Source organism: Collimonas sp. NPDC087041, assembly GCF_044745265.1.
Classification (GTDB): domain Bacteria; phylum Pseudomonadota; class Gammaproteobacteria; order Burkholderiales; family Burkholderiaceae_D; genus Collimonas.
In genome coordinates this window covers 25,227-40,604 of record NZ_JBIUZX010000002.1, presented here as the reverse complement: position 1 = coordinate 40,604, position 15,378 = coordinate 25,227, and the positions used below count along the sequence as shown (strand labels likewise).

Sequence of the window (15,378 nt, the reverse complement as noted above, 5' to 3'; positions counted from 1 at the left end):
GAAGCTCACCATGTTGACCATTGCGCAAATTTGCGATCTGTTCGATCAAGGCGGCCATCAGATGTATAGCGGCGAACCGGTCAATCAGCTGGAGCATGCGCTGCAATCGGCGACCCTGGCCGAGCAGGCCGGCGCCGCGCCGGAACTGGTGTGCGCGGCGTTGCTGCACGATCTTGGTCACTTGCTCAATCCGCAAGGCGAGACGCCGTCGGCGCGCGGCGTCGACGATACCCATCAGTATTTTGCGATACCCTACCTGCGTGGCCTGTTCAGCGCCGCAGTGCTGGAGCCGATCCGTCTGCACGTCGACGCCAAGCGCTATCTGTGCGCCACCGATGCCGCTTATTGGGGGCGCTTGTCCGAGGACTCCAAACGCAGCCTGGAATTGCAGGGCGGCGTGTTTTCCGCTGCCGATGCTGCGGAGTTCATTGCCCGCCCTTACGCCTCGGATGCCGTCAGGTTGCGCCAGTGGGACGACCAGGCCAAGATCGAGGGGATGGCGACACCCGGGTTGCCGTACTTCGCCGGCTTGATGTCGGGCTGCGCATTGGTCGCAGCCTGATTGCAATTTTCCGCTTGCCATTCACTCTCAAGGATCGATACCCCATGCGCCCATTCTGGCTGGAAGACGCCCTGTTCGCCGACGGTGAGTTGGCTCCTGCATTGCAAGGCCAACAGAAGGCCGATGTCGGTATCGTCGGTGGCGGTTTCACCGGACTGTGGACGGCAATCCAGCTGAAGCAGCAGAACCCGGCGCTGGACATCGCCATCATCGAAAGCGATTTGTGCGGCGCCGGCGCCAGTGGCCGCAACGGTGGCTGCCTACTGACCTGGTCGACCAAATTCTTTACGTTGCGCAGGTTGTTTGGCGAAGACGAAGCGGTACGCTTGGTGAAGGCCTCGGAAGAGGTGGTCAACCATATTGGCGATTTCTGCCGCAAGCATCGGATCAACGCCGAGTTCCGCCAGGACGGCACCTTGTACACTGCGACTACCAAGGCGCAGCTGGGCGTGCTGGATCCAGTGCTGGACGAATTGAAGCGGCGCGGCATCAGTTCCTATCATGCATTGCCGGACGCTGAAGTACAGCGCCGCTCCGGTTCGATGCGCAATTTGTCCGGCGTGTTTTCACCGATGGCGGCCACCGTGCATCCCGGCAAGCTGGTGCGCGGATTGCGCCGCGTGGCAATTGAAATGGGCATCCGGATTTACGAACGCACGCCGATGCTGTCGTTCACGCCGGGTTCGACCGTTACACTGCACACACCGGCCGGCAGCCTGCAGGTCGGCAAGATGGTATTGGCGATCAATGCCTGGATGGCGAGCCGCTTTCCGCAGTTCGAGCGCACGCTGGCGGTGGTGTCGAGCGACATGATAATTACCGAGAAGTGTCCTGAGTTGTTGCAACAGATCGGCCTGAGCGACGGTGTCTCGGTGCTCGATTCACGCACTTTCGTATTTTATTACCGCACCACTGAAGACGGCCGCCTGATGTTGGGCAAGGGCGGCAATACCTTCGCCTGGCGCGGCCGCATCCTGCCGGTGTTCGATCAGCGTTCGCCTTACGAGCAGCAACTCAAGCAAAGCCTGCACGAATTTTTCCCGGCGCTGGCCGAGGTGCCGATCACTGCCAGCTGGAACGGCCCGTCTGACCGCTCGGTGACTGGCTTCCCGTTCTTTGGTCGGCTCAACGACATGCCGAACGTGTTCTACGGCTTCGGCTACTCCGGCAACGGCGTCGGCCCGAGCTATATGGGCGGGCAACTGTTGTCGTCGCTGGTGCTGGGCCTCGACAATGCCTGGAGCCGCAGCCCGCTGGCCGCCGGCCCGCGCGGCCATTTCCCGCCGGAGCCGTTGCGTTACATCGGTTCCCTGGTTGTACGCAATGCGATTCGCCGTAAAGAGTTGGCAGAAGATCAGGATCGCAAGCCGTGGATGCTGGACCAGATGCTGAGCAAACTGGCCAATGCCGCCGGCAAGGCCGATAAAGCCTAGTTACCGCTCGTCACGAAAAACACCGTGTAGCTTGTTAAGCAACCCTGTCCCGGACTTGTATAATGCAGGTCTGCCCAACAAGGTTGCCAACAATGACCAACACCACGCATTTCGGTTATAAAACCGTCTCCGAGGACGATAAAGTCCACAAAGTCGCCGAAGTTTTCCACTCGGTTGCCGGCAAATACGATGTCATGAACGATCTGATGTCGGCCGGCCTGCATCGCATCTGGAAAACCTTCACCATTGCCCAAGCGGCAATTCGCCCTGGTTTCAAGGTGCTCGACATTGCAGGTGGCACCGGCGATCTGGCCAAGGCGTTCGCCAAGCGCGCCGGCCCTAGCGGCGAAGTCTGGCTGACCGATATCAACGAATCGATGCTGCGCGTCGGCCGCGACCGTCTCTTGAATAACGGCCTGTCCACCCCCACTTTGTTATGCGATGCGGAGAAACTGCCGTTTCCGGATAACTATTTCGACCGGGTATCGGTCGCGTTCGGCTTGCGCAACATGACTCACAAGGACTTGGCGCTGGCGGAAATGCGGCGCGTGCTGAAGCCGGGCGGCAAGCTGCTGGTGCTGGAATTCTCGAAAGTCTGGGAGCCGCTGAAGAAGCCTTACGACGTTTATTCATTCTCCGTATTGCCATGGCTCGGCAAGAAAATTGCCAATGATTCTGAAAGCTACCGCTACCTGGCCGAGTCGATCCGCATGCATCCCGATCAGGACACCCTGAAGCAGATGATGACGGACGCCGGCCTGGAGCGCGTCGAGTATTTCAATTTAACTGCCGGTGTGGCGGCCTTGCATACCGGTATCAAACTGTAGGAGGTTGCATGAAGAGATTTCTGGTGATGCTGCTGATGGTGGCAGCTACCTTGTCGATGACAATATCCAACGCCGATGCGCGTCGCCTGGGTGGCGGCGGTTCGTTCGGCAAGCAATCGTCCGGCATTTCACGGCAGGCGCCAAGCCAGCCGACGCAAAATTTCGGCAATACCAACCAAGCTCGTCCGGCAACACCTGCCGCCACGCCGCAATCGATTCCGCCTAAGCCAGCCAGCCCATGGAAGGGTATTTTGGGCGGCGCCTTGCTGGGTCTCGGCCTGGGCGCATTGATGTCGCATTTCGGCATGGGCGGCGCGTTCGGTTCGTTGCTGATGATGGCTCTGCTGGCCGTTGCGGTAATTTTTGTTGTGCGAATGGTAATGCGCAGGAATGCCGGCAATACGCCAGCGCCAGCCGCATATTCCGGCGCGAGCTCGTCGACCTCAAGTTTTGACAACAACTCTTCGGGCTTCACACCGGAAATCGGTTCCCGCATCAACAGTGCGCCATCGTTCCAGCCGGCGGCATTGCAAGGCGAACCAGCCGCTGCAAGCGGCGGCGCACCGTGGGGCATCCCGGCTGATTTCGACGTGCCGGGCTTCGTGCGCAGCGCCAAGACATACTTCATCCGCCTGCAAGCCGCGTGGGACAAGGCTGACATCAACGATATCCGTGAATTCACGACGCCGGAAATGTTCGGTGAACTGCGCCTGCAATTGCAGGAACGCGGCGCCTCGCCAAACAATACCGACGTGGTGCAACTGGACGGCGAATTGATGGGCATCGAAACCATCGGCAGCGATTACCTGGCCAGCGTCAAATTTACCGGCCTGATCAAGGAAGTACCGGAAGCTTCGGCCGAACCGTTCACTGAAGTCTGGAACCTGTCCAAACCTACCTCGGGGCAGGGCGGCTGGGTGTTGGCTGGTATTCAGCAAGTCGCTGCGTAGTTGCGTTCGGCAGGCTGACAGCAGTAGGGAGCATAAATAGGCTCTCAGCCTGACAAACTGATAAACTTGGACCGCCCGTGAATAGTCACGGGCGGTTTTGTTTTGTAAATCTAGGATGATGACTGCTCCCCTGAATTTCACGCCGATCACGGCGTCCATCAATCACCTGCTGGCGCAAGAGCCGTGGGCGCAGCGCATGCTGGCCGCGCACGCCGGCAAGGTCGCCTGTATCGATGGCGCTGCGGTCAAGCTGACCTGGCAAGTCAGCCAGGATGGTTTCCTGCAAGCGCCGCCGCCGGACACAGCGGTGAACGTGACGATCCGCTTCAAGCTTTCCGACCTGCCGCTGATTGCGCAGAATCGCGAGCGTGCCTTTTCCTATGTGAAGATTGACGGCGACGCCGATTTCGCCAACACGATTTCGCAAGTCAGCCAGGGTTTGCGCTGGGATGCCGAACACGATCTGAGCAAGCTGGTCGGCGATATCGCTGCGGTGCGCATCGTCGCCGGCGGCAACGCGCTGGTGGCTGGCGTCCAGGCCACCCATAAAAAATTGACGGAAAACCTGGCCGAATATTTCCTGGAGGAGCAACCGATGCTGGTGCGTCCGCAGGCTGTAAGCGATTTTACGAACGATGTCACCAAGCTGCGCGACGATCTGGAACGACTCGCCAAGCGCATCAATAAATTGAAGAACTCATGATCCTGAAATTCCTGCGACTGCTTAAAATCGTCCGCGTGGCGGTGCGCTACGGCCTGGACGACATCGCCATGTCGGGCTTCGATACGCCGCGCATTTCCAAATTGATCGACACCCTGATTTTCTGGCGCGACATTTCGGCGCCGCGCGGCGAGCGTTTGCGCATGGCGTTGGAAGAGTTGGGGCCGATCTTCGTCAAGTTCGGCCAAGTGCTGTCGACCCGCCGCGACCTGCTGCCGGAAGACATGGTGGACGAACTGGCGCGCCTGCAAGATCGGGTACCGCCATTCAGCACTGAACTGGCGATTGCGCAGATCGAAAAATCGTTGAAAGGCCACCCGGATGAATTGTTCGCCAGTTTCGACCGGGTGCCGGTAGCGTCGGCCTCGATTGCCCAGGTCCACTTTGCGACACTCAAGGACGGCAAGGAAGTGGCGGTCAAGGTGCTGCGTCCCGGTATGAAAAAATCGATCGATGAAGACGTCGCTTTGATGCACATCGCCGCCGGCCTGGTCGAGAAACTGTGGGCCGACGGCCGCCGCCTGAAGGCGCGCGAAGTGGTCGGCGAGTTCGATAAATACCTGCACGACGAGCTGGACCTGATGCGCGAAGCCGCCAACGGCAGCCAGCTGCGCCGCAATTTCGCCGACTCGCATTTGTTGGTGGTGCCGGAGATGTATTGGGATTATTGCTCGCCCTCGGTGATCGTGATGGAACGCATGCACGGTATCCCGATTTCGCAGCTGGATCGCTTGCGCGACGCCGGCGTCGATCTGAGCAAGCTGTCGCGCGATGGCGTCGAAATTTTCTTCACCCAGGTTTTCCGCGACGGTTTTTTCCATGCCGACATGCACCCGGGGAACATTCTGGTATCGGTGGCGCCGGCCACTTTCGGCCGCTATATCGCGCTCGATTTTGGCATCGTCGGCACGCTGAACGATTTCGATAAAGATTACCTGTCGCAGAATTTCCTGGCGTTCTTCCAGCGTGATTACAAACGCGTGGCCGAAGCGCACATCGAATCCGGCTGGGCGCCGAAGGAAACCCGGGTCGATGAACTGGAATCCGCCGTGCGCGCCTGCTGCGAACCGATCTTCGACCGGCCCTTGAAAGATATCTCCTTCGGTCAGGTGTTGCTGCGCCTGTTCCAGACCTCGCGTCGTTTCAATGTCGAAGTGCAGCCGCAACTGGTGCTGCTGCAAAAGACTTTGCTCAACGTCGAAGGCTTGGGGCGTCAGCTGGACCCCGAGCTTGATCTGTGGAAAACCGCCAAACCATATCTGGAGCGCTGGATGAGCGAGCAGATGGGTTGGCGCGGCCTGATCCAGCAACTGAAAATCGAGATGCCGCGCTACAGCAAGCTGTTGCCACAATTGCCGCGTCTGGCGCATCAGGCGCTGACCCAGGTGGTGGAGCCGATGGCTGAGCAAGGCAATGAAATGATGTGGCGCTTGATTGCAGAGCAGCGCCAGACCAATCGCTTGCTTGGCCTGCTGGTGTATGTCGGCGGCGGCTTGGCGGCAGGCGTGCTGTTGACGCTTATCTATTTGCGCTTTGGCCACATGATCTGGTGGTAAGTGATGACGACGCCTGACGCCATTCCGAAGTTTGCCAGTCGTGATCCATCGCAGCCGGATTTCTGGAGCGAGCGTTTCGAGCAGGACTTTATCCCCTGGGATAGCGGTGGCGTGCCGCAGGCGTTGCAGCAATACCTGGCGCGCAGCACACCGGTACCGACCCTGATCCCTGGCTGCGGCAGCGGCTACGAAGTGGCCTGCCTGTCGACGGCTGGCTGGGATGTCACCGCCATCGATTTTTCCGCCGCTGCGGTGAGTGCCGCGCGTAAAGTGCTGGGGCCATGGTCCGGGCGCGTGTTGCAAGCCGATTTCTTCACCTACCAACCGCCGCAACCGCTCGGTTTGATCTACGAACGCGCCTTCCTGTGCGCATTGCCGCCCGCCAGGCGTGCCGATATTGTCAGCCGCTGGGCTGAACTGTTGCCGCCCGGCGCTACCCTGGCCGGCTTCTTCTTTTTCGACGATGCGCCCAAGGGGCCGCCGTTCGGCATCAGCCGGCCGGAACTGGAACGCTTATTGCATGCCGATTTCGAGCTGGTCGACGAGCGCGACGTCAGCGATTCGATCCCGGTGTTTGCCGGAAAAGAGCGCTGGCTCGAATGGTGCCGACGCCCGTAGGGTGGGGATATCGTGCCCACGCGTGGACGCGATAACCGGAGTGCAACACAGTGCAGCACCGAAACAAGCCAGTGGGCGGCGTTGAATTTACGCGTGGGCACAGGTGCCCACCCTACGCGGCTTTTTTCACATAAATAACGGACGCCTTGCTACAATTGGCGGTTTTTCGCCCCCCTCCCTTTGAATTTGAAGACATATGGCGCTGCTAGAAATCCGTAATGTCAGTCGTCGCTTTGGCGACTTTGCCGCTGTCGACAACATCAGTTTGTCGATCGAAGCCGGCGAATTCTTTACTTTGCTGGGGCCGTCAGGCTGTGGCAAGACCACCTTGCTGCGCATGATTGCCGGTTTCGACCTGCCGGATTCCGGCCAGATCCTGCTGGATGGCGTCGACCTGGTCGGCAGCCCACCGGAGAAACGGCCGGTCTGCACCGTATTCCAGAACTACGCACTATTTCCGCACATGACGGTTGGCGCCAACATCGCTTTCCCGCTGAAAATGGCCAAGGTGCCACCGGAACAGATCCGCGTCCGGGTCGAGGAGGCCTTGGAAGACGTGCGCCTGACCGGTTTTGCAACGCGCTTCCCGCACGAGTTGTCAGGCGGGCAACGCCAGCGGGTGGCGGTCGCGCGCGCGCTGGTGTCGCGCCCTAAGCTGTTGCTGCTGGACGAGCCGCTGTCGGCGCTGGACGCCAAGCTGCGCGAGCAGATGCAGATCGAACTGATCAATCTGCAAAAGGAAGTCGACATCACCTTCGTCTACGTCACCCACGACCAGGGTGAAGCGCTGGCGCTGTCGCACCGGATCGCCGTCATGAATCGCGGCAATGTCGAGCAACTGGACGAGCCGTCGCGTATCTACAGCTATCCACGCACCCGTTTCGTCGCCGATTTCATCGGTACCTGCAACCTGTTCGACGGCACTATTGCCAGTATTGATGGCACTTCGATGCAGCTCGACGTGCCGGGCCTGGGCCTGGTCAAGAGCGCATTGCCGGCCGATGCCGCTGCTGGCCGCAAGGGCACGCTGGCGCTGCGCCCCGAGAAAATCCACATCAGCGCCGAGATCGGCACCGATACCGCCGAGAACCACTTCAAGGGCTACGTCAAAGAGCTGCTGTACCTGGGCGATGTCACCGTCTATATTGTGCAGACCGAAGGCGGCGCCAAGATCGAAGCCTTGTTGGCCAATTCGGCGGCGGGCCGCGCCAAGTTCTTTGAGGTCGGCGATACGGTCGATGTAGCCTGGCAGTTTGATGCGGGGCATTTCCTGTATGAGTAAGCCGGGCAAATCCACAGCCGCCTCGCGCGGCCGCCTGGCGCGCTGGCTGATCAGCGGTCCGCCGCTGGTTTATCTGTTGCTGTTCTTCGCCATTCCGAGCCTGATCATGGTGTTCGCCTCGGTGCGCTACGCTGGCGATTACGGCGGCCTGGCGCCGATCTTCGACGAAGCCGGCAAGCTGGACCTGACGCTGGAAAGCTACCAGCGCTTCGCCTCCGATTTCATCTACACCGCGATCTTCCTGAAGTCGCTAATGTATGCGCTGATCACGACCATCTGCTGCTTGCTGATGGCCTATCCGCTGGCCCTGCTGATTGCGCGCAGCCCGAAGAAATACCGCGATTTGCTGATCCTGCTGGTGATCCTGCCGTTCTGGAGCAACTTCCTGATCCGCGTCTACGCCTGGATGATCATCCTCGGCCCGCAGTCGGGCCTCACGCAAGCCGTCAACTACATACTTGGCCTGGCCGGAATCGAACCGGTGCGCCTGCTGTTCACGGCGTTTTCGGTAATCGTCGGGCTGGTCTATGTGCATCTGCCGTTCATGGTGCTGCCGCTCTACGCCAACCTCGAAAAGCACGACCCGGCGCTGGTTGATGCCGCGCAGGATCTTGGCGCATCGGCCTGGCAGCGCTTCTGGCGCATCACGTTCCCGTTGTCGTTGCCGGGCGTATATGCCGGCGCGGCGCTGGTGTTCATCCCGGCGCTCGGCATCTTTGCGGTGTCCGATATCCTGGGCGGCACCGGCAGCGACATGATCGGCAACGTCATCAAGCAACAATTCCTGGAAACCCGCGACTGGCCTTTCGGCAGCGTGCTGTCGATCGTGCTGACGGTTGCTGCGTTGCTGGCTGCCGGACTGGCGGTGCTGGTGGCAAAGCCAAGGAGGGGAGCGCATGGCTAAGGTAATAAGACGTCCGCTCGGACTATGGCTGGTGGCGTTGGCCGTATATGCATTCCTGTATGTGCCGCTGATCATCGTGGTGGTGTATTCCTTCAACGACTCGCAGCTCAATGCCGAGTGGGTTGGCTTTACGCTCGACTGGTACCGCAAACTGTTCCATAACGACGAGATGCTGCGCGCCGCCGGCAATTCGCTGATCATCGCGCTGGTCGCCAGCGCCGCCGCCACTACGCTCGGCACCATGGCCGGCTTTGCGATGCATCGCTACAAGCTCAAGCTGCTGCCGCTGCTGGTGCTGACGCCGATTGCAATCCCGGAAATCCTGGTTGGTGTGTCGTTGCTGATCTTCTTCGTGATGCTCAACATCACCTTGGGCTTGGTCTCGATCGCCTTGGCGCACATCGCGTTTTGCATCGGTTTTGTAGCGATCGTGGTGCGCTCGCGCTTGTCCGGCATGGATGAAAGCCTGACCGAAGCGGCGCGCGATTGCGGTGCTACGCCGTGGCAGGCGTTCCGCCTTGTGACGCTGCCGTTGATCATGCCGGGCGTGGTGGCAGGCGCGCTGATGGCGTTCACCTTGTCGATTGATGACTTTGTGATCACCTTCTTTACCGCCGGCGCCAATGCATCCACCTTGCCGCTGCAGATTTATTCGATGATCAAGATTGCCGTCACGCCTGAAGTGAATGCCGTGTCTACCTTATTGATGGGCCTGACCCTGGTGCTTATAATCATCGCGTCCAAGTTGGCGCCTAATGCCATTCGTTCCTCCTAATTAAAATAGGATTTCCATGAAAAAACTGCTCGCCATCGCGACACTGCTATTCGCCAGCTTCACGGCACACGCCGCCGACGAACTGCATTTGTACAATTGGAACAACTACATCGCACCGGAAACCGTGCAGCGTTTCGAGACGTTCTGCAAGTGCAAGGTGGTGCAGACTTATTATGGCGACAACGAGGAAATGCTGGCCAAGCTGGCGGCCGGTGCCAAGGGTTACGACATCATCGTCCCGACCGGCAATGCGCTCGATGCATTGATCAAGCAGCAAGCCTTGCTGCCGCTCGACAAGACGCAACTGCCGAACTTGAAGAACATCAACCCGGCCTATCTGAATACCGACTTCGACAAGGGCAACAAGTATTCCGTGCCTTACGCCTACACAGTGACACTGCTGGGCTATAACGACCAGAAGATGAAGGAACTGGGCATTCCGGTCGACAGCTGGGCGGCGATCTTCGATCCGAAGATCCTGGCAAAGATCAAGGGCAAGGTCACCGTGCTGGATTCGGCCAACGAACTGATGGCCGCCGCGCTCAAGTATCTTGGCTATTCCGCCAACGATACCGACGAACAGCACTGGCAGCAGGCCAAGGATGTGATCCTCAAGGCCAAGCCTTACTGGGCGGCGTTCAATGGCAGCAGCTACATCAAGGAATTGACGGTCGGTAATATCTGGCTGGTACATGGTTATTCGAATGACATCTTCCAGGCCGATGTCGATGCGCAAAAGGCCGGCCGCAAATTCCGTATTCGTCATGCATTGCCGAAAGAGGGCGCAGTACTGGCGCTCGATAGCATGGTGATCCACAAGGCTGCGCCACGTCCTGACCTGGCGCTGAAATTCATTAATTTCATGCTCGATGGCAAGAATGCCGCGGAATTGAGCAACCTGATCGGCTCCGGTAATCCGAATGCCGACGCCGCCAAATACATCAAGCCGGAAATCGCCAACAATCCTGCGATCTTCCCGGACAAGGCAGGTTTCGCCAAACTGGAAATGCTGAAGGACCTGAACAGCAAGCAACGGCGCGCCATTAACCGCATCTGGACTGAAATCCGGGCGCGTTGATCGCATGACGTGATTGTTTTTATGATGTAATATTGACAATGTCGGCGCCGATTCATGGCGCCGCCGCCACAAGCTGCCGTCGAAGCCCGTATATACTGTAAAAAACCTTTATAATTCAGGGTTTTGTAAGATATTTGCGGAGTTTCACCATGCCGATTTATGCGTATCGCTGCGAAGCCTGTGGTTTTGCCAAAGATGTGCTGCAAAAGATGTCCGACGAGCCGCTGACGGTTTGCCCGTCCTGCAGCAAAGCCGCGTTCAAGAAGCAAGTGACTGCAGCTGGTTTCCAGCTGAAGGGCACCGGCTGGTATGTCACCGATTTCCGTGGCGGCGCCGGAGCGACAGTGCCGCCGGCAACGGCAGCCGAGCCGGCCTCGAGCAGCAGCGTTGCGTCGGCAACTACAACCGCGCCAGCACCGGCTGCGGCACCAGCGGCCAGCCCAGCGACGCCGGCAGCTGCAAGCAGCGCGCCCACTGCATCGTCAACATAGCGTCATCCATGTAATTCCTGCAAGTTGAACCCGGCGTCATGCCAGACGTGCCGCCCGACAAAGAAAGCCATGCGTAAATACTTCATCACCGGTCTGCTGGTCTTAGTGCCCTTGGCAATCACGCTATGGGTTCTGAATCTGATCATTGGCACGATGGATCAGTCGCTGCTCCTGCTGCCGGAACAATGGCGGCCGAAGGCTTTGCTCGGCCACGATATTCCGGGCCTGGGCACCATCCTGACCTTGCTGGTGATTTTCCTGACCGGCCTGGCGACACGTAATTTCATCGGCCGCCAGATCGTCGCGCTGTGGGAAGCGGTGCTGACCCGGATTCCGGTGGTCAGCTCGATCTATTCCAGCGTCAAGCAGGTGTCGGATACCTTGTTTTCGTCGTCCGGCAACGCCTTCCGCAAGGCCTTGCTGGTGCAGTATCCGCGCCAAGGTTCATGGACCATCGCCTTCCTCACCGGCGTACCCGGCGGCGACGTCAAGAATCACCTGGACGGCGATTACGTCAGCGTCTACGTGCCGACCACGCCGAATCCGACTTCCGGTTTTTTCCTGATGCTGCCGCGTGCCGATACCATCGAACTCGACATGAGCGTTGATGAGGCATTGAAGTACATCGTTTCGATGGGAGTGGTGGCGCCAGAGCAGCAGCCCGGCAGAAAACTGGTCATCGACACTCCGCCGGGAACCGGCGAATAAGCGGCAAGCGGCGCCGACGCGCAAGCCCGCGCCGACAAAGCCACAACAAGCATCAACATTTAATATCTACAACATCTGAACTGCGAAAAACTGAATATGTCCATGCGAACCCAATACTGCGGCCTCACCACTGAGGCACTTCTCGGCCAAACCGTTAGCCTGTGCGGCTGGGTGCATCGTCGTCGCGATCATGGCGGCGTCATTTTCATCGACTTGCGCGACCGCGAAGGCCTGGTGCAGGTGGTGTGCGATCCGGATCGCGCGGAAGTATTCAAGAACGCTGAAGCGGTGCGCAACGAATTCTGCCTGCGCATCACCGGCGTCGTGCGCCTGCGTCCTGATGGCACCGGCAACACCAATCTGAAATCCGGCAAGATCGAAGTGCTGGCGCATGACCTGGAAGTGTTGAATCCATCGGTCACGCCGCCGTTCCAGCTGGACGACGACAACCTGTCGGAAACCACCCGCCTGACGCATCGCGTGCTGGACCTGCGCCGTCCGCAGATGCAGAACAACCTGCGCCTGCGTTACAAGGTGACGATGGAAGTGCGCAAGTTCCTGGACGCCCATGGCTTCATCGATATCGAAACGCCGATGCTGACCAAGTCGACGCCGGAAGGCGCACGCGACTACCTGGTGCCGTCGCGCGTCAACGCCGGCCAGTTCTTCGCATTGCCACAATCGCCGCAGCTGTTCAAGCAATTGCTGATGGTGGCCAACTTCGATCGTTATTACCAGATCGTCAAATGCTTCCGCGACGAAGATTTGCGCGCTGATCGCCAACCTGAATTCACCCAGATCGATTGCGAAACTTCGTTCATGTCGGAACAGGAAATCCGTGACTTGTTCGAAGGCATGATCCGCCTGGTGTTCAAGAACGCGCTGGATATCGACCTGCCTAACCCGTTCCCGGTCATGGACTTCGCCACTGCGATGGCCAAGTACGGTTCGGACAAGCCGGACATGCGCGTCAAGCTCGAATTCACCGATCTGACTGCGGTCATGAAAGATGTCGACTTCAAGGTTTTCGCCGGTGCAGCGAACATGGACAACGGCCGCGTGGTCGGTCTGCGCGTACCTGGCGGCGCCGCCATGCCGCGTTCCGAAATCGATGCCTACACCCAATTCGTCGCCATCTACGGCGCCAAGGGCCTGGCTTACATCAAGATCAATGAAAAGGCCAAGGGTCGCGACGGCCTGCAATCGCCGATCGTCAAGAACCTGCACGATGCAGCGCTGGCGCAGATCATCGAACAGACTGGCGCAGAAGATGGCGACCTGATTTTCTTCGGCGCCGACAAGGCCAAGGTAGTCAACGATGCGATCGGCGCGTTGCGCGTGAAGATCGGTCACAGCGAATTCGGCAAGAAGGTCGGCCTGTTCGACGACACATGGCGTCCGCTGTGGGTGGTCGATTTCCCGATGTTCGAATACGACGAAGACAGCGACCGTTGGAACGCCTTGCACCATCCGTTCACGTCGCCGAAAGACGGCCACGAAGACTTCATCGAAACCGATCCGGGCAAGGCAATCGCCAAGGCCTACGACATGGTGCTGAACGGTTGGGAACTGGGCGGCGGTTCGATCCGTATCCACCGCGCAGAAGTACAAAGCAAGGTGTTCCGCGCATTGAAGATCGATGCCGAAGAAGCACAGCTGAAGTTCGGTTTCCTGCTCGACGCCCTGCAATACGGCGCGCCTCCGCATGGTGGCCTGGCCTTTGGCCTGGACCGTATCGTCACGATGATGTGTGGCGCCGAATCGATTCGCGACGTGATCGCCTTCCCGAAGACCCAGCGCGCGCAATGTCTGCTGACGCAAGCGCCTTCTGCTGTCGACGAAAAGCAATTGAAGGAACTGCACATCCGCTTGCGCATGCCGGAAGCGAAAGTAGTCTGATTTCGCAAAAAAAAGCAGCAATCGAAAAGCGCGGTTTTCCGCGCTTTTTTTATGGAAAATCAAAACAGGTTTATAGTGGTGCTTTCTGAGATGGGGTAGAGGGAACGTTTTCTGCCTACGCGGAATCTGACCGTTAGTACTGTTTTTCGGCAACCTGTGGGCACGCTGTGCCGCCCTACGCGCAATAGTAAAAGATACGCATGTATAAAATTCCCGAATCGGTTTTGGTTGTCATTTATACGGAAGATATGCAGGTCCTGATGATGGAGCGGGCCGACAAGGCGGACTACTGGCAATCGGTGACCGGCTCCAAGGATTTCCCCGACGAAGCGCTGGAAGTCACGGCGATGCGCGAGGTGCAGGAAGAAACCGGGATCGTGGTTGCCGACCGGCCGGGCGCTGTGCCGCTGGCGAACCTGAGCGATTGGCGCGTCGCCAATGTGTATGAGATTTACCCGGTCTGGCGTCATCGCTATGCGCCGGGCGTGACAAAGAACACCGAACATGTATTCGGCTTGATGGTGCCGAATGCAATTCCGATCACGCTGGCGCCGCGCGAGCATTTGCAATACCGTTGGCTGCCGTACCGCGAAGCGGCGGATTTATGTTTTTCTCCATCGAATGCAGAAGCCATCCTGCAGTTGCCACACCATCTTGCCGGATAGCCGGATCGTTCCATGAAACTGCGCATCGCCACCTATAACATCCACAAGGGCGTGTCCTCACTGGGCAACCGGCCTCGCGTGCATGCGTTGAAACAGGCGTTGACGAAAATGGAAGCCGACGTCTTCTTCCTGCAGGAAGTGCAGGGCCGGCACGACTTGCTGGCCGCGCGCCATGCCGCACACTGGCCTGATCAGCCGCAGCACGATTTCCTTGCCGGTGATTCGCACCATGCGGCCTATGGCATGAATGCAGTGTATGACCACGGCCACCACGGCAATGCATTGCTCAGTCGTTTCGAAATTGCCTCGCAAAGCAACCAGGATGTTTCCGACCATGCCTATGAGGCGCGCGGCATTTTGCATTGCGTGCTGAAAACCGGCGGCGTCGATATTCATTGCTATGTCGTGCACCTGGGTTTGTTTGGTGGTGGCCGGCGGCGTCAAACTGCAGCCTTGATCGAAGCCGTGCGCAGCTCCTCGCCGCCGGATGCGCCGCTGATCATCGCCGGCGATTTCAACGACTGGGGTAATCGCTTGAGCGAACTGCTGCGCATGCGCCTCAACGTCGCTGAAATATTCGACGAGCGGATAGCCGCAACCGGCGTCATGCGCGGCGTCGGCTCTTATCTGCAGCAGTTGATGGGACGCACGCCCAAGCTGAAACCTGCCCGCACTTTCCCAGCCGCGTTTCCGTGGCTGCGCCTGGACCGAATTTATTTGCGCGGCTTTACGGTAGAATCTGCTGAAGTCCTGCACGGTGCAGACTGGGCGAAATTGTCGGATCACGCACCGATCCTGGCCACCTTGAAATTATTATAGCGATCCGTTTGCGTTTGTCGGATCGTTCGCATCGATCACCTGATGAGAACTGACCAGATGCCGCTTAGCTTCATTCCATTTAATCTCATT

At 58.8% G+C, this 15,378-nt stretch carries 16 protein-coding genes; all 16 read left to right on the top strand.

Annotated features, from left to right (window positions below; all coding sequences use genetic code 11):
- The first annotated feature begins 10 nt into the window (after positions 1 to 10).
- The 16 genes from ACIPF8_RS03230 (at position 11) to ACIPF8_RS03155 (ending at position 15,288) form a co-directional block, all read left to right on the top strand.
- A complete protein-coding gene (locus ACIPF8_RS03230; RefSeq protein WP_400417055.1) occupies positions 11 to 562 on the top strand; it encodes a phosphonate degradation HD-domain oxygenase in 552 nt (183 codons plus the stop codon).
- Between the two features lie 44 nt (positions 563 to 606).
- Complete coding sequence (locus ACIPF8_RS03225) at positions 607 to 1,995, top strand: FAD-dependent oxidoreductase (protein ID WP_400417053.1); 1,389 nt, start codon at positions 607 to 609, stop codon at positions 1,993 to 1,995.
- A gap of 92 nt (positions 1,996 to 2,087) precedes the next feature.
- The gene (gene ubiE, locus ACIPF8_RS03220) at positions 2,088 to 2,822 is read left to right on the top strand and encodes a bifunctional demethylmenaquinone methyltransferase/2-methoxy-6-polyprenyl-1,4-benzoquinol methylase UbiE (protein WP_061532217.1); all 735 of its coding nucleotides are present in this window, start codon (positions 2,088 to 2,090) and stop codon (positions 2,820 to 2,822) included.
- A gap of 8 nt (positions 2,823 to 2,830) precedes the next feature.
- On the top strand, positions 2,831 to 3,772 hold the full coding sequence (locus ACIPF8_RS03215; RefSeq protein WP_400417051.1) for a Tim44 domain-containing protein: 942 nt from the start codon (positions 2,831 to 2,833) through the stop codon (positions 3,770 to 3,772).
- A gap of 118 nt (positions 3,773 to 3,890) precedes the next feature.
- Positions 3,891 to 4,475, top strand: a complete 585-nt coding sequence (locus ACIPF8_RS03210) for an SCP2 domain-containing protein (RefSeq protein ID WP_400417050.1) — start codon at positions 3,891 to 3,893, stop codon at positions 4,473 to 4,475.
- On the top strand, positions 4,472 to 6,049 hold the full coding sequence (ubiB, locus tag ACIPF8_RS03205) for a ubiquinone biosynthesis regulatory protein kinase UbiB (RefSeq protein ID WP_400417049.1): 1,578 nt from the start codon (positions 4,472 to 4,474) through the stop codon (positions 6,047 to 6,049). Before ACIPF8_RS03210 ends, ubiB begins: the two co-directional genes overlap by 4 nt.
- A gap of 3 nt (positions 6,050 to 6,052) precedes the next feature.
- The gene (locus tag ACIPF8_RS03200; protein ID WP_400417048.1) at positions 6,053 to 6,667 is read left to right on the top strand and encodes a methyltransferase domain-containing protein; all 615 of its coding nucleotides are present in this window, start codon (positions 6,053 to 6,055) and stop codon (positions 6,665 to 6,667) included.
- 196 nt (positions 6,668 to 6,863) lie between these two features.
- Positions 6,864 to 7,949, top strand: a complete 1,086-nt coding sequence (locus ACIPF8_RS03195; RefSeq protein ID WP_400417047.1) for an ABC transporter ATP-binding protein — start codon at positions 6,864 to 6,866, stop codon at positions 7,947 to 7,949.
- Positions 7,942 to 8,853 (top strand): ABC transporter permease, encoded by a 912-nt coding sequence (locus ACIPF8_RS03190; protein ID WP_400417046.1) that lies wholly within the window; start codon positions 7,942 to 7,944, stop codon positions 8,851 to 8,853. Before ACIPF8_RS03195 ends, ACIPF8_RS03190 begins: the two co-directional genes overlap by 8 nt.
- A complete protein-coding gene (locus ACIPF8_RS03185) occupies positions 8,846 to 9,628 on the top strand; it encodes an ABC transporter permease (RefSeq protein ID WP_128082970.1) in 783 nt (260 codons plus the stop codon). The genes ACIPF8_RS03190 and ACIPF8_RS03185 overlap by 8 nt, the downstream gene beginning before the upstream one ends.
- Positions 9,629 to 9,644: 16 nt before the next feature.
- Positions 9,645 to 10,706: a PotD/PotF family extracellular solute-binding protein gene (locus ACIPF8_RS03180; RefSeq protein WP_400417045.1), complete on the top strand. Its 1,062-nt coding sequence runs from the start codon at positions 9,645 to 9,647 to the stop codon at positions 10,704 to 10,706.
- A gap of 149 nt (positions 10,707 to 10,855) precedes the next feature.
- A complete protein-coding gene (locus ACIPF8_RS03175) occupies positions 10,856 to 11,197 on the top strand; it encodes an FmdB family zinc ribbon protein (RefSeq protein ID WP_400417044.1) in 342 nt (113 codons plus the stop codon).
- A gap of 69 nt (positions 11,198 to 11,266) precedes the next feature.
- Positions 11,267 to 11,905, top strand: coding sequence for a DUF502 domain-containing protein (locus ACIPF8_RS03170; protein ID WP_400417043.1), 639 nt, complete (start codon positions 11,267 to 11,269; stop codon positions 11,903 to 11,905).
- Between the two features lie 96 nt (positions 11,906 to 12,001).
- Entirely contained in the window at positions 12,002 to 13,804 is a 1,803-nt protein-coding gene (aspS, locus tag ACIPF8_RS03165) for an aspartate--tRNA ligase (protein ID WP_400417042.1), read from the top strand.
- A 200-nt stretch (positions 13,805 to 14,004) separates the two neighbouring features.
- Positions 14,005 to 14,469 (top strand): dihydroneopterin triphosphate diphosphatase, encoded by a 465-nt coding sequence (gene nudB, locus ACIPF8_RS03160; protein WP_400417041.1) that lies wholly within the window; start codon positions 14,005 to 14,007, stop codon positions 14,467 to 14,469.
- 12 nt (positions 14,470 to 14,481) lie between these two features.
- Positions 14,482 to 15,288, top strand: a complete 807-nt coding sequence (locus ACIPF8_RS03155; protein WP_400417040.1) for an endonuclease/exonuclease/phosphatase family protein — start codon at positions 14,482 to 14,484, stop codon at positions 15,286 to 15,288.
- Positions 15,289 to 15,378 lie beyond the last annotated feature (90 nt).

Excerpts from the sequence above, each read along its gene's own strand:
- ACIPF8_RS03170 (WP_400417043.1), top strand. The coding sequence starts at position 11,267 with ATGCGTAAATACTTCATCACCGGTCTGCTGGTCTTAGTGCCCTTGGCA.
- ACIPF8_RS03210 (WP_400417050.1), top strand. The coding sequence starts at position 3,891 with ATGACTGCTCCCCTGAATTTCACGCCGATCACGGCGTCCATCAATCAC.
- ACIPF8_RS03180 (WP_400417045.1), top strand. The coding sequence starts at position 9,645 with ATGAAAAAACTGCTCGCCATCGCGACACTGCTATTCGCCAGCTTCACG.
- ubiB (WP_400417049.1), top strand. The coding sequence starts at position 4,472 with ATGATCCTGAAATTCCTGCGACTGCTTAAAATCGTCCGCGTGGCGGTG.
- ACIPF8_RS03185 (WP_128082970.1), top strand. The coding sequence starts at position 8,846 with ATGGCTAAGGTAATAAGACGTCCGCTCGGACTATGGCTGGTGGCGTTG.
- nudB (WP_400417041.1), top strand. The coding sequence starts at position 14,005 with ATGTATAAAATTCCCGAATCGGTTTTGGTTGTCATTTATACGGAAGAT.
- ACIPF8_RS03155 (WP_400417040.1), top strand. The coding sequence starts at position 14,482 with ATGAAACTGCGCATCGCCACCTATAACATCCACAAGGGCGTGTCCTCA.
- ubiE (WP_061532217.1), top strand. The coding sequence starts at position 2,088 with ATGACCAACACCACGCATTTCGGTTATAAAACCGTCTCCGAGGACGAT.
- ACIPF8_RS03225 (WP_400417053.1), top strand. The coding sequence starts at position 607 with ATGCGCCCATTCTGGCTGGAAGACGCCCTGTTCGCCGACGGTGAGTTG.
- aspS (WP_400417042.1), top strand. The coding sequence starts at position 12,002 with ATGTCCATGCGAACCCAATACTGCGGCCTCACCACTGAGGCACTTCTC.
- ACIPF8_RS03195 (WP_400417047.1), top strand. The coding sequence starts at position 6,864 with ATGGCGCTGCTAGAAATCCGTAATGTCAGTCGTCGCTTTGGCGACTTT.
- ACIPF8_RS03190 (WP_400417046.1), top strand. The coding sequence starts at position 7,942 with ATGAGTAAGCCGGGCAAATCCACAGCCGCCTCGCGCGGCCGCCTGGCG.
- ACIPF8_RS03200 (WP_400417048.1), top strand. The coding sequence starts at position 6,053 with ATGACGACGCCTGACGCCATTCCGAAGTTTGCCAGTCGTGATCCATCG.
- ACIPF8_RS03175 (WP_400417044.1), top strand. The coding sequence starts at position 10,856 with ATGCCGATTTATGCGTATCGCTGCGAAGCCTGTGGTTTTGCCAAAGAT.
- ACIPF8_RS03215 (WP_400417051.1), top strand. The coding sequence starts at position 2,831 with ATGAAGAGATTTCTGGTGATGCTGCTGATGGTGGCAGCTACCTTGTCG.
- ACIPF8_RS03230 (WP_400417055.1), top strand. The coding sequence starts at position 11 with ATGTTGACCATTGCGCAAATTTGCGATCTGTTCGATCAAGGCGGCCAT.